This window comes from Streptomyces sp. NPDC008313 (assembly GCF_042956125.1).
In the GTDB taxonomy this organism is placed as follows: Bacteria; Actinomycetota; Actinomycetes; order Streptomycetales; family Streptomycetaceae; genus Streptomyces.
Genome location: NZ_JBIBFR010000030.1, coordinates 82,535 through 95,592, shown reverse-complemented (window position 1 = coordinate 95,592; position 13,058 = coordinate 82,535). Strand labels below are relative to the sequence as shown.

Below are 13,058 nucleotides of genomic sequence, written 5' to 3'. Positions count from 1 at the left end.
GTGGCGCCCGCGTCGACGGCGGCGAGGGTGTTGGCGACCGCGCAGCCCGTGTCGTCCTGGGCGTGGATGCCGAGCCGGGCCCCGGTGTCCGCGAGCACGGTGGCGACGACGGCCTGCACCTGGGCGGGGAGCATGCCTCCGTTGGTGTCGCACAGGACGACCACGTCGGCGCCGGCCTCGGCGGCGGCCCGGACGACGGACTTCGCGTAGAGCGGGTTCGCCCGGTAGCCGTCGAAGAAGTGCTCGCAGTCGACGAAGACCCGGCGGCCCTGGGAGACGAGGTGGGAGACGGTGTCGCGGACCATCTCCAGGTTCTCGTCGAGGGTGGTGCGCAGGGCGAGCTCGACGTGCCGGTCGTGCGACTTGGCGACCAGGGTGATCACCGGTGCACCGGAGTCGAGGAGCGCCTTGACCTGGGCGTCCTCGGAGGCCTTGGCGCCCGCGCGGCGGGTGGAGCCGAAGGCGACGAGCTGGGCGTGCCGGAAGGTGATCTCCTGCTGGGCGCGGGCGAAGAACTCGGTGTCGCGCGGGTTGGCGCCGGGCCAGCCCCCCTCGATGAAGCCCACGCCGAAGTCGTCCAGGTGCCGTGCGATGGCCAGCTTGTCCGCGACCGTGAGGTTGATGCCCTCACGCTGCGCGCCGTCGCGCAGCGTCGTGTCGAAGACGTGGAACGAATCGTCGAGTTCGCTGGTGTCCGTCATGGTCATGGGCTCCTGTAAGGGATCTCGGTCTACCGGAATGACCGGTTCCACCATCCTCGGTCCCGCGCGCTCCCCTCCCGGCGTGTGGTGGGCCGGGAAACAGAAAAACCCCTCGCGGGTGCGAGAGGTCTGCGCGCGGGTCGAGGACGACGGTGTCCGCCCGTACCTGGTCGTACGTGGCGGTCACTGCGGACCGGCGCGCCTGCTGCCAATAATCATGGCGAACGAGAGCACGGTGTCAGTCTGGCACAGCCTCGCCCGCACGCTCATGGCCGTCTCAGGATGCGAACGGGGACCGTCCCGGTGCCGGAACGGTCCCGTGTCCGGGTGTCAGCCGCCCAGCGGGTGCATCCACCCGTGCTCGTCCTCGCGGACGCCGCGCTGGATGTCGAGGAGCGCCTCGCGCAGCTTCAGGGTGACCTCGCCGGGCTCGCCGCCCGACTGCTTCCACTCGGCGCCGGTGCGCTTGACGACGCCGACCGGGGTGATGACGGCGGCGGTGCCGCACGCGAAGACCTCGGTGAGGGTGCCGTTCTCGGAGTCGCGCTGCCACTGGTCGATGGAGACGCGGCCCTCCTCGGACTCGTAGCCGAGGTCGCGGGCGACCGTCAGGAGGGAGTCACGGGTGACGCCCGCCAGCAGGGAGCCGGTGAGGCCGGGGGTGACGATCCTGTCGCCGTACACGAAGTACAGGTTCATGCCGCCCAGTTCCTCGACCCACTTGTGCTCGACGGCGTCGAGGTAGGCGACCTGGTCGCAGCCCTCACGGGCGGCCTCGGCCTGCGCGAGCAGCGAGGCGGCGTAGTTGCCGCCGGTCTTGGCGTCGCCCATGCCGCCGGGGACGGCGCGCACCCGGTCCTCGGACAGCCAGATCGAGACGGGTCGCACACCGCCGGGGAAGTAGGCGCCGGCGGGGCAGGCGATCACGATGAACAGGTACTCGTTGGCGGGCTTCACGCCCAGGCCGACCTCCGCCGCGATCATGAACGGGCGGAGGTAGAGGGACTCCTCGCCGCCGTGCGCGGGCACCCACGCCCTGTCCTGCTGGACGAGCGCGTCGCACGCCTCGATGAACGTCTCGACGGGCAGCTCGGGCATCGCGAGCCGGCGGGCGGAGGCCTGGAAGCGCCGGGCGTTCATGTCCGGGCGGAAGGTGGCGACGGAGCCGTCGGGCTGGCGGTACGCCTTCAGACCCTCGAAGATCTCCTGCGCGTAGTGCAGGGTCATGTTCGCCGGGTCGAGGGAGAGCGGTCCGTAGGGGACGAGCTGGCCGTCGTGCCAGCCGCGGCCCTCGGTCCACCGGATGGTCACCATGTGGTCGGTGAAGTGGCGGCCGAACCCGGGGTCGGCGAGGATCGCCTCGCGCTCCGCGTCGGAGAGCGGGGCGGCGGAGGGCTTGAGCTCGATCGTGGGCGTCGTCATGAGTGGGTGTCCTTCACCGGTTGGGTTGTGACGAGCCGCGCTCACGCCCGTACCGCCCGTGGCCAGTGCTAGGACGTCCGAGCATTCCCTCATGACGCGGCTCCGCGTTCGATTATCGCGCGAGCGGAGCCGAATGGGGGACATGCCCGGGTCCCGGAGGCCCGGCGGGACCGAAACGGCGTGAAGACGGCCCAGGGATGATGGTGACACCCGGCGGCGCACAGCAGTAGCCGCCGGGTGCGGATGCGACCCGGCGGCTGGGTGAGCGGCGGGTCAGCCTGCTACTCGTACGGCGAGCGCGTCGCCGATGTCCTCGGTGCTGCGGGCGGGCTGTCCGACGCGCTCCGCGAGGTCGGCGGAGACGGCGTCCTCGATGCGCGCGGCCTCGGTCTCGTGGCCGAGGTGGCGCAGCAGCAGGGCGACGGACAGGACGGTGGCCGACGGGTCGGCCTTGCCCTGGCCCGCGATGTCGGGCGCCGAGCCGTGCACGGGCTCGAACATCGACGGGAAGTCGCCCGAGGGGTTGATGTTGCCGGAGGCGGCGACACCGATGCCGCCGGAGATCGCCGCGGCGAGGTCGGTGATGATGTCACCGAAGAGGTTGTCGGTGACGATCACGTCGAAGCGCTCGGGCTGTGTGACGAGGTAGATCGTCGCGGCGTCGACGTGCATGTACTCGGTGGTGACGTCGGGGAACTCCGCGCCCACCTGGTGGAAGATGTCCGTCCACAGGTGACCGGCGTGCACGAGCACGTTGTTCTTGTGGACGAGCGCCAGCTTCTTGCGGGGGCGGGCCTGGGCACGGGCGTAGGCGTCGCGCACCACGCGCTCGATGCCGAAGGCGGTGTTGAGGGAGACCTCGGTGGCGACCGCGTGCGGGGTACCGGTGCGGATCGTGCCGCCGTTGCCGGTGTACGGACCCTCGGTGCCCTCGCGGACCACGACGAAGTCGATCTCGGGCTGGCCGGCCAGCGGAGTGGCGACACCCGGGAGGAGCTTCGAGGGACGCAGGTTGACGTGGTGGTCGAAGGCGAAGCGGAGCTTGAGCAGGAAACCGCGCTCCAGGACGCCGGACGGGACCGAGGGGTCGCCGATCGCGCCGAGCAGGATCGCGTCGTGCTGCTTCAGGGCGTCGAGGTCGGCGTCGGTGAGGGTCTCACCGGTGGCGTGGTAGCGCCGGGCGCCGAAGTCGAACTCCTTGGTCTCCAGCTTCACATCCTGCGGAAGGACGGCGGAGAGCACCTTCAGCCCCTGGGCCACGACTTCCTGGCCGATGCCGTCACCGGGGATCACTGCGAGATTGATGCTGCGAGACATGACGGCACCGTACTCCTTGTCCCATGGGATGACACGCGCTGTCCGCCATACGGACGCGACGCCGCGGGCCAGGGGCTGCCCGGCGCCGGGCTCAGTGGCCGGTCTCGCCGCCGTTGTCCCTGCGGTCGAGGGCGCGCTGGAGGGCCGCGGCCGCGTTCTTGCGGTCGGACTCGCTGGTGCGGGAACGGTGACGGACTCGGCGGGTGGTCGTCTCGGCCATGATGGATCGACTCCTTGCATCCGGGAGCTGCGGCCGCGTGCGCGGCGGGGGATACGAGTGGCCGGAGGGGGCGGGGAGCGGGGCCGCAGGGGTTGCCTGCCTCGGGCTCCGGCTCGCGACCGCCCTTCGCTTGGTCGAGCGAGACGTTCGGCTCCTACAAAGCTAGGCGAGGAGCGCGCCCCTGTCTCCACAATTACTCGGACTTCCTACTATCTGAGACGGCGAGCCCGTCCACCCGCCTCCCGGCGGGGGGACACCTCGCCCGGGAAACGCACGCGGGCCAGGCAGCCGCCCTGTTCGGCGGCTTCCTGGCCCGGGCCCTCAGGGGCGGAGCGCTGAGGCTCAGCCCATGTGCGGGTACGTGTAGTCGGTCGGAGGGACCAGCGTCTCCTTGATGGCGCGGGTCAGCGTCCAGCGCATCAGGTTCTGCGGGGCGCCGGCCTTGTCGTTGGTGCCGGAGGCGCGGCCGCCGCCGAAGGGCTGCTGGCCGACGACGGCGCCGGTCGACTTGTCGTTGATGTAGAAGTTGCCGGCGGCGTAGCGCAGCTTCTCCATCGTGTACGCGGCGGCCGCCCGGTCGTTCGAGATGACCGAGCCGGTGAGCGCGTAGTCCGAGACGGACTCCATCTGGGTCAGCATCGCGTCGTAGGCGTCGGCCGAGCTGTCGTCGTACACGTGCACCGCGAGGAACGGGCCGAAGTACTCCGTGCGGAAGACCTCGTTCTCCGGGTCCGAGCACTCGACGACGGTCGGGCGCACGAAGTAGCCCACCGAGTCGTCGTACGAGCCGCCCGCGACGATCTCGCAGGCCGGGTCGGACTTGGCCCGGTCGATCGCCGCCTTGTTCTTGGCGAACGAGCGCTCGTCGATGACCGCGCCCATGAAGTTCGACAGGTCGGTGACGTCACCCATGGTCAGGTAGTCGACCTCGGCAGCGAACTCCTCCTTGAAGCCGGAGTTCCAGATGGAGGCCGGGACGTACGCGCGCGAGGTGGCCGAGCACTTCTGGCCCTGGTACTCGAAGGCACCGCGGGTCAGCGCGGTCTTCAGCACCGCGCGGTCCGCCGACGGGTGGGCGACCAGGAAGTCCTTGCCGCCGGTCTCGCCGACCAGGCGCGGGTAGGTGCGGTACTTCTCGATGTTGTTGCCGACCGTCTTCCACAGGTGCTGGAAGGTCCTGGTCGAGCCGGTGAAGTGGATGCCCGCGAGGTCGCGGTGCTCCAGGGCGACCTTGGACACCTCGATGCCGTCGCCGGTGACGAGGTTGATGACGCCCTTGGGCAGCCCGGCCTCCTCCAGCAGCCGCATCAGCAGCACGGCGGCGTGGGTCTGGGTCGGGGACGGCTTCCAGACCACCACGTTGCCCATGAGGGCGGGGGCGGTGGGCAGGTTCGCCGCGATCGCGCTGAAGTTGAAGGGCGTGATCGCGTAGACGAAGCCCTCCAGCGGGCGGTGGTCCATGCGGTTCCACACGCCCGGCGAGTTGGCCGGCGGCTGCTCGGCCAGGATGCCCCGGGCGTAGTGGACGTTGAAGCGCCAGAAGTCGACGAGCTCGCAGGGGCAGTCGATCTCGGCCTGCTGGGCCGTCTTCGACTGGCCGAGCATGGTGGAGGCCGCTAGGGTCTCGCGCCAGGGGCCGGACAGCAGCTCGGCGGCGCGCAGGATGATCGCCGCGCGGTCGTCGAAGGACATCGCGCGCCAGGCCGGAGCGGCGGCCAGGGCCGCGTCGATCGCGTCCTGGGCGTCCTGCCGGGTGGCGTGCGCGCCGGTGCCGATGACGGCCTTGTGGTTGTGCGGCTGCACGACCTCGAAGCGCGGGCCGCCGCCGAGCCGCTTCTCGCCGCCGATGGTCATCGTCAGCTCGATGGGGTTCTCGGCCAGCTCCTTGAGCTTGACCTCCAGACGGGCACGCTCCGGCGAGCCGGGGGCGTAGCCGTGCACCGGCTCGTTGACGGGGGTGGGGACCTGGGTCACAGCGTCCATGAGTTCCGTTACTCCTTACTGAGCGGTCTTGCGAGCGGGTGCGGGCTCAGCCCTTGGTGAGGATGCTGCGGGCGAAGAAGCGCAGGTTCGCCGGCTTCTCCGCGAGGCGCCTCATACTGTGCCTGCCCGGGGGGCAACCCCCGGACCCCCGGCAGGAGCGAGCTTCGGTGATCGTCATGTCTCAGCCCCTGGTGAGGATGCTGCGGGCGAAGAAGCGCAGGTTCGCCGGCTTCTCCGCGAGGCGCCTCATGAAGTAGCCGTACCAGTCGGTGCCGTACGCGGTGTAGACACGCATGCGGTGGCCCTCGGCGGCGAGCCGCAGGTGCTCCTCGCCGCGGATGCCGTACAGCATCTGGAACTCGTATTCGTCCAGTTTCCTTCCCGCGCGCCGGGCCAGCTCCTGCGCGATGGAGATGAGGCGCGGGTCGTGCGACCCGATCATCGGGTAGCCCTCGCCCTCCATCAGGACGCGCAGGACACGGACGTACGCCTTGTCGATCTCGGCCTTGTCCTGGTGGGCGACGGAGGCGGGCTCCTTGTAGGCACCCTTGACGAGCCGCACGCGGCTGCCGTTCCCGGCGAGGCGACGGGCGTCCTTCTCCGTGCGGAAGAGGTACGCCTGGATCACGCAGCCGGTCCCCGGGAAGTCCTTCCGCAGCTCCTCGTGGATGGCGAACATGGAGTCCAGGGTGGTGTGGTCCTCCGCGTCCAGCGTGACCGTGGTGCCGATGGCGGCCGCCGCCTCGACGACCGGGCGGACGTTGGCGAGCGCCAGTTCGTGGCCGCGCTCCAGGGCCTGCCCGAACAGCGACAGCTTGACCGACATCTCGGCCTTGTCCCCGAGCTCCAGGTCCTTGAGGTGCTCGATCAGCTCCAGGTAGGCGTCCCGGGCGGCGTAGGACTGCTCGGGCGTGGTGATGTCCTCGCCGACGACGTCGAGGGTGACCTCGAGTCCCTTGGCGGCGGCGTCCCGGACGATCTCGACGACCTGGTCGACGGTCTCCCCCGCGATGAAACGGGCGACCACCTGTTTCGTGCCGGGGGCCGCCGACACGAAGCGGCGCATTCTGTCACTGCGCGACGCGGCGAGAATCACGGGACCCAGCACGGGGCACCTCCACGGAAAGTACGGACGGCCGCGGAGCCGGGGCCGTCGGACGGCCGGCCGGGTACGGCACGGGGAACCACCGTGAAACCTAGGGATGCCTCCGATCCTGGGCCATCGACAGCTGTCACGCATCCGTGGACTGGATCTCAGACATATGTATGAGGGTGCTCGGGAATTGGGAGAGAATGCCCCTGTGACGGGTGATTTCAAGGCGGGAACGACGGGCCGGGCGGGCCGGAGCGAGTACCAGGAGCTGGTGGACGAGATTTCGTCGCTGCTGGGCGCGCCCGCCACCCTGGAGAACCGGGACTTCGAGCTGATCGCGTTCGGCGCGTACGACAGCGACAGCGAGCTGGACGAGGCCTCCCTCGACCCCGTGCGCACCCGGTCGATCCTGACGCGGCGCTCCACGTCGGCGGTCCGCACCTGGTTCGAGGGCTTCGGTATCGCCCGGGCGACCGGTCCGGTGCGCATCCCGCGCACACCGGAGGCCGGCGTGCACCGGGGACGCGTCTGCCTGCCGGTGCGCCATCGGGGCGTGGTGCTCGGGTACGTCTGGCTGCTGGAGGACGAGCCGGGGCCCACCGGACAGCAGCTGGACGCGGCCATGGAGGTCGCCGCCCGCATCGGCGCGCTGCTCGCGGACGAGGCGCAGGCGGGCGCGGATCTGAGCCGCGAACTGCGCGCGGTGCTCACCGCGGAGCGGGGCTGGCAGCAGGACATGGCGGTGGCGGAGCTGCGCTCGGCTCTCGGCGCCCGCGGGGAGGGCCTGCACACGCTGGTCTGCGTGACGCCCTGGCCGTCGGCCGACCCGGACGACGCCCCCTCGGTCCGGACCCTGCCGGGCGCGACCGCGCTGTGCACGGTGCCGTGGGGCGCGACGGGCCACAGTCTCGCCCTGCTGGTGCGGCTGCGCTCGGCGGACGTCCTGACGCCGGCCCTGACGGCCGCGGCGCGGCTGCTGCGCGAGGCACAGGGGGCGGCGGGCGCGGGGGCGGCGGGCGGCGGGGCCGTGGGCGCGGGGGCGGGGGCGGGGTCCGGTGCCGGGGTCGCCGGCATCCGGGGCGGGCTCGCCGAGCTGGGCGCGGCCTGGCAGGAGGCGTCCGCCGCCGCCCGCGCGGTACTGGCCGAGCCGCGCCTCGGTCCGGTAGCGGAGTGGGGTGCGATCGGGCCGTTCCGGCTGCTGACCGCGCTGCCCCCGGACGTCGCCCAGGACCCCGCCGTCCGCACCCTGCTGGCTCCTGCGCACCGTGAACTGGCCCGCACCGCCGAGGTGTTCCTCGACCGCGCGGGCCAGGCCGGGCGCACGGCGGCGGAGCTGGGCATCCACCGCCAGACGCTGTACTACCGCCTGTCCCGGGTGGAGCAGCTCACGGGCCTCGACCTGGACGACGGCGAGGACCGGCTGCTGCTGCACATGGCGCTGAAGGGGTCGCGCCTCTGAGGCGACGCCGGCGTCCGGGGGCATGTCCCGCCGCGACCCGCCGTCGCCGCCGCCCGGCTAGACGCCCGTACAAGACAAGTGACTCATACGTTCGTCCGTACTAGACACACGTTTAATACGTGCGTACAGTCGCTGTCATGACGAACCCGACCCACCCGACGGCCGCCGTCGGCGCTCTCGCCGGACGCCGCGAATGGACGGCGCTCGCCGTTCTGATGCTTCCGCTGCTCCTGGTCTCGATGGACGTCTCCGTCCTCTACTTCGCGATCCCCTCCATCAGCGCGGACCTGGAGCCGAGCGGCACCCAGCAGCTGTGGATCTTCGACATCTACGCGTTCGTGCTCGCCGGGCTGCTGATGACGATGGGCTCGCTCGGCGACCGTGTCGGACGCCGCAGGCTGCTGCTGATCGGTGCCGCCGCCTTCGGCACGGCGTCGGTGGTCGCCGCGTACGCCGACAGCGCGCAGACCCTGATCGCCGCCCGCGCGGTCCTCGGCATCGGCGGCGCGACCCTGATGCCGTCCACGCTCGCGATCATCCGCACGATGTTCACGGACCCCGGCCAGCGGGCCAGGGCGATCGGCATCTGGTCCGGCGTGACGACCGGCGGCGTGGCCTTGGGCTCGGTGATGAGCGGCGTGCTCGTCCAGTACTTCTGGTGGGGCTCGGTCTTCCTGGTCAACCTGCCCGCGATGGTGCTGCTGCTCGTCCTGGGCCCCGTCCTGCTGCCGGAGTCCCGGAACCCCGCGCCGGGCCGCTTCGACCTCATCAGCGTGCCGCTGTCGATGGCCGCCGTACTGCCCGTCGTCTACGGGGTGAAGGAGATCCCCTCCGAGGGCTGGAAGCCCGAGTACGGCGCCTCGATCGTCGTCGGTCTGGTGTTCGCTGCCCTCTTCGTGCGGCGCCAGCGCACCGCCGAGTCGCCGCTCATCTCCCCCGCGCTGTTCCGGGGCCGCGGCTTCGCCGCCGCCGTCGCCTTGAACCTCGTCGCCGCCTTCGGCCTGATGGGATCGGCGTACTTCACCACGCAGTACCTCCAGTCGGTGCTCGGCAAGAGCTCGATGGAGGCCGCCCTGTGGTCGCTGCTCCCCTCGGTGCTCATCGGCGTCGCGGCTCCCGTCTCGGGCCGGCTCGTCGAGAAGGGCGTGCACCGCGCGCACGTCGTCGCCGGCGGCTTCGCCGTCGCCGCCTGCGGCTACGGGATGCTCGCCCTCGCCGGTACGGACTCCCTGTGGCTGGTGCTCGCCGGCGCGGGTGTCCTCGCCTCCGGGATCGTCACCGTCATGTCCCAGATGGTGGACCTGGCGCTGAGCACCGTTCCGGTGGGCGACGCGGGCGCCGCGTCCTCGCTGCTGGAGACCGGCTCGGAGTTCGGCGGCGCCCTCGGCATGGCGGTCCTCGGCTCCATCGGCACGGCCGTCTACCGCCACGGCGTCCCGGCCGGGGCTCCCTCGGCCGCGCACGAGACGCTGGGCAGCGCCCTGGCCGTGGCCCGGGACCTGCCCGGCCGGGCAGGCGACGCCCTGACGGCGGCCGCCCGGGACGCCTTCACCGACGGGATGCAGACGGCGGCCGTCGCCGGAGGCGCCCTCCTGATCGGCGCGGCGGTGCTGGCGACGGCGGCCCTGCGCGGCGTGACGGTGAGGCAGGCACCGGACGAGGAGACGGAGACCGGAGCGGCGCGCGCTCAGAGCCCGGCGTCCGAGAAGGCGCTGGTCTGAGACCCGCGGGCCGGACACCGGGCACGGGCTCGTCCAGAACCTCCCCGGCCCGCGGGCCGGGGCCCCGGACGAGCCCGTGCCCGCCGGTGGCGGCGTGCCAGGATGGAGCCGTGCAGCACACCGCCTTCGGGACGCCGTTCATCGGCCGGGACGACGAACTCACCCGGCTCACAGGAGTGCTGGACCGCGCCCGGGACGGCGAGCCGCGCGCCCTGCTGGTCACCGGGGACGCGGGCGTCGGCAAGACGCGGGCGCTCACGGAGGCCGCCTCCCACGCGACGGACACGGGCATGACCGTCCTGACGGGCCACTGCGTGGATCTCGGCGACGTCGGCCTTCCCTATCTGCCGTTCACCGAGATCCTCGGCCTGCTCGCCGCCGACGAGCGGTTCGCCGCCGCCCTCGAGGCCCACCCGGTCGCCGACCGCCTGCTCGGCGGCAGGGCCGTCGGTGACACCGGCGGGGTCGCGGACGCGGGCGGCCGGCTGCGGCTCTTCGAGGACATGGCCCAACTGCTCGCCGACGCCTCGGACGTCACTCCCCTGCTGCTCGTCCTGGAGGACCTGCACTGGGCGGACCAGTCCTCCCGCGACCTGCTGCGCTTCCTGCTCAGCCGCGGCATCCTGCAGCGGCCGGCGGGCGGCGCCCCCGCCCGGCGGCTGGCGGTCTTCGCCTCGTACCGTGCCGACGACCTGCACCGCCGCCATCCCCTGCGGCCCCTGCTGGCCGAGCTGATCCGGCTGCCCTCGGTGGACCGCCTCGAACTGCGGCCGCTGCCCGACGCCGAGGTCGCCCGGCTGGTCCGCGGGCTGCGCACGGGCCGCGCCGAACCGCTGCCCGACGCCACCGTCCACCGGATCGTCGAGCGCGCCGAGGGAAACGCCTTCTACGCCGAGGAACTCCTCGCCGCCACCGCGGACGCCCTGCCCGGCGCCTGCGGCCCCGACGCCGGGCACGCGCTCGCCGACACCCTGCCCAGCGGCCTGGCCGACCTGCTGCTGATCCGGATCGAGCAACTGTCCGACACCGCCCAGCAGGTGCTGCGGACCGCGGCCGTCGCCGGCCGCAGCGTCGAGCACGAACTGCTGCGCGAGGCCGTCGAACTCGGCGAGAACGAGCTGGAGTCGGCGCTGCGCGAGGCCGTCGGCCGCAGCCTCCTCGTCCCCGGCGACGACACCACGTACTCCTTCCGGCACGCCCTCACCCGCGAGGCGGTCTACTCCGACCTGCTCCCCGGCGAACGCGTGCGGCTGCACGGCCTGTTCGCACGGGTCCTCGCCCGGCGGGGCCGCGCCGGGAGCGCGGCGGAACGCGCCCACCACTCACGGGAGAGCCACGACCTGGCGGACGCCCTGGCCGCCTCCCTCGAAGCCGCCGACCACGCCGCGCGCGTCGGCGCCCCCGCCGAGGAACTGCACCACCTGGAAGCCGTCCTGGAGCTGTGGCCGGGAGTCGCCCCCGCCGGCCGGCCGTCCGGGGCGGGCCTCGACCCGGTCACCCTCACCCTGCGCGCCTCGGCGGCGGCCGTGCACGCCGGGGAGTCCCACCGGGCGGTCTCCCTCACCCGCTCCGCACTCGCCACCGCCGGCACCGACGTCGATTCCGAGCTGGCCGCCCGCGTCCGCTACACGCTCGCCGACAACCTCATACGGGTCGACAGCCTGAAAGCCGCCTTCGGCTACAGCAGTGAGGCGCTCGGCCTGATCCCCGCCTCCCCCGCGTCGCCCACGTGGGTGTGGGCCGCCGCCACCCACGTCATGGCGGCCCGGCACGTCGGCGAGAACGACATCGCGCGGGACGTCGCCGGACGGGCGCTGCGCATGGCCCGGGAGCTGCGGCTCACCGACGCGCAGGCGGATCTGACGGTCTCCCTGACCGGACTCGACCGGGACAACCGGCGCACCCCCGCCGGGCGGGAACGGCTGCGGGAGGCCCGCGAGCTGGCCCGCCGCTCCGGGAACGCCACCGTGGAGATGCGCGCCCTGTTCAACCTCGCCATCGGCTGCTTCGAGTCCGGCACCCTCGACGAGTGCCTGACCTGGCTCTCCGACGGCCTGGACCGCGCGGGCCGGGCCGGGCTCCTGGCCGCGCCGTACGCGCTGGAGATGCGCTACCTCCAGTCCCTCGTCCTGTACACCCTGGGCCGCTGGGACGCGTGCGCGCGGGCCGCCGCCGAGGCCGCCCAGCTGCCCGCCGCGGGCGCGTTCGCGACCGGGCCCGCCCTGTACGTGGCCCTGGCACGAGGCGAGCGGGGCGCCGCCGAGCGTGCCCGCGCCCTCCTGGGCGGCCCGTTCGACTGGATGTCCTCGCTCGTCGCGGGCGTCGTCCTCACGGACGCGGCGGCGCTGGCCCACGATCCGCAGGCCGCCGTGACGCAGTTCCGGGAAAGCCTCGCGGCGCTCACCGAGACCTCGGGGGACACGCCCGACGCGGCGGTCCGGCTCGCCGCACTCGCGCTCGCGGCGGTCGCCGACGCCGCCGTGGAGGCCCGCGCGGCAGGCGACGGGGCGGCCGCCGGCCGCTGGACCACGGCCGCGGCCGAACTGGTGGAGGTGGCCCGGACCTCGGCGGCCCGGGGCACCGACGGCGCCCCGCAGGGACCGGAGGGGCAGGCGTGGCTGGCCAGGGCCGAGGCGGAGTGGCTGCGGGCTACGGCGGACGGGGACGCCGTCGCGGCCTGGGAGAAGGCCCTCGCCGCGTTCGCCTACGGCGACCCGTACGAGAGGGCGCGCTGCGAGCGACGGCTCGCGGAGGCGCTGCTGGCCGGTGGCCGCCGGGAGGAGGCCGCCGGACACGCCCGCGCGGCCCGTGAGACGGCGGCGTCACTGGGCGCGGTGCCCCTGCGGGACGACGTGGACGCGCTGGTCCGCCGGGGCCGCCTCGCCCCGCCGTCCTCGGACGGCGACCGGACCGCCGCCGTACTGACCGCCCGGGAGAGCGACGTCCTGCGCCTGCTGGCCCTGGGCCGCAGCAACCGCCAGATCGGCGAGGAACTGTTCATCACGGGCAAGACGGCCAGCGTCCACGTCTCGAACATCCTGGCCAAACTCCACGCCACGGGCCGCACGGAGGCGGTGTCGATCGCCTACCGCAAGGGTTTGATCTAGCCAGTTCTGAGGGGTTTCAGCCGCTCCGGCGTTCG

At 72.8% G+C, this 13,058-nt stretch carries 8 protein-coding genes and 1 pseudogene; 3 read left to right on the top strand and 6 right to left on the bottom strand.

From position 1 onward, the window contains the following. The 6 genes and pseudogenes from ACFY93_RS30800 to ACFY93_RS30775 all read right to left on the bottom strand — a co-directional run. A pseudogene (locus tag ACFY93_RS30800) lies at nt 1-701 on the bottom strand (citramalate synthase); the annotation flags it as partial. Nucleotides 702-1,031: 330 nt separating this feature from the next. Then, nucleotides 1,032-2,123 (bottom strand): branched-chain amino acid aminotransferase, encoded by a 1,092-nt coding sequence (locus tag ACFY93_RS30795; protein WP_391365088.1) that lies wholly within the window; start codon nt 2,121-2,123, stop codon nt 1,032-1,034. Between the two features lie 273 nt (nt 2,124-2,396). After that, nucleotides 2,397-3,440 carry a 3-isopropylmalate dehydrogenase gene (locus ACFY93_RS30790; protein ID WP_391365086.1) on the bottom strand — a complete coding sequence of 348 codons (1,044 nt, stop codon included), beginning with the start codon at nt 3,438-3,440 and terminating at the stop codon, nt 2,397-2,399. A gap of 91 nt (nt 3,441-3,531) precedes the next feature. After that, nucleotides 3,532-3,660 carry a hypothetical protein gene (locus ACFY93_RS30785; protein ID WP_391365084.1) on the bottom strand — a complete coding sequence of 43 codons (129 nt, stop codon included), beginning with the start codon at nt 3,658-3,660 and terminating at the stop codon, nt 3,532-3,534. Between the two features lie 342 nt (nt 3,661-4,002). After that, a complete protein-coding gene (gene pruA, locus ACFY93_RS30780; RefSeq protein ID WP_391365082.1) occupies nt 4,003-5,643 on the bottom strand; it encodes an L-glutamate gamma-semialdehyde dehydrogenase in 1,641 nt (546 codons plus the stop codon). 181 nt (nt 5,644-5,824) lie between these two features. Then, the gene (locus ACFY93_RS30775) at nt 5,825-6,751 is read right to left on the bottom strand and encodes a proline dehydrogenase family protein (protein ID WP_391365080.1); all 927 of its coding nucleotides are present in this window, start codon (nt 6,749-6,751) and stop codon (nt 5,825-5,827) included. Between the two features lie 154 nt (nt 6,752-6,905). Here ACFY93_RS30775 and ACFY93_RS30770 point away from each other — a divergent pair, with 154 nt between their 5' ends. The 3 genes from ACFY93_RS30770 to ACFY93_RS30760 all read left to right on the top strand — a co-directional run bounded on the left by ACFY93_RS30770 (nt 6,906) and on the right by ACFY93_RS30760 (nt 13,023). Beyond that, nucleotides 6,906-8,195, top strand: a complete 1,290-nt coding sequence (locus ACFY93_RS30770) for a helix-turn-helix domain-containing protein (protein ID WP_391365078.1) — start codon at nt 6,906-6,908, stop codon at nt 8,193-8,195. A gap of 137 nt (nt 8,196-8,332) precedes the next feature. Continuing rightward, nucleotides 8,333-9,916: an MFS transporter gene (locus ACFY93_RS30765; RefSeq protein ID WP_391365076.1), complete on the top strand. Its 1,584-nt coding sequence runs from the start codon at nt 8,333-8,335 to the stop codon at nt 9,914-9,916. A 110-nt stretch (nt 9,917-10,026) separates the two neighbouring features. Next, the gene (locus ACFY93_RS30760) at nt 10,027-13,023 is read left to right on the top strand and encodes an AAA family ATPase (protein WP_391365074.1); all 2,997 of its coding nucleotides are present in this window, start codon (nt 10,027-10,029) and stop codon (nt 13,021-13,023) included. Nucleotides 13,024-13,058 lie beyond the last annotated feature (35 nt).

What these genes read in the sequence shown, in the direction of transcription:
- ACFY93_RS30795 (WP_391365088.1), bottom strand. Translation starts at nt 2,123, where the DNA reads ATGACGACGCCCACGATCGAGCTCAAGCCCTCCGCCGCCCCGCTCTCC.
- ACFY93_RS30790 (WP_391365086.1), bottom strand. Translation starts at nt 3,440, where the DNA reads ATGTCTCGCAGCATCAATCTCGCAGTGATCCCCGGTGACGGCATCGGC.
- ACFY93_RS30785 (WP_391365084.1), bottom strand. Translation starts at nt 3,660, where the DNA reads ATGGCCGAGACGACCACCCGCCGAGTCCGTCACCGTTCCCGCACCAGC.
- pruA (WP_391365082.1), bottom strand. Translation starts at nt 5,643, where the DNA reads ATGGACGCTGTGACCCAGGTCCCCACCCCCGTCAACGAGCCGGTGCAC.
- ACFY93_RS30770 (WP_391365078.1), top strand. Translation starts at nt 6,906, where the DNA reads ATGTATGAGGGTGCTCGGGAATTGGGAGAGAATGCCCCTGTGACGGGT.
- ACFY93_RS30765 (WP_391365076.1), top strand. Translation starts at nt 8,333, where the DNA reads ATGACGAACCCGACCCACCCGACGGCCGCCGTCGGCGCTCTCGCCGGA.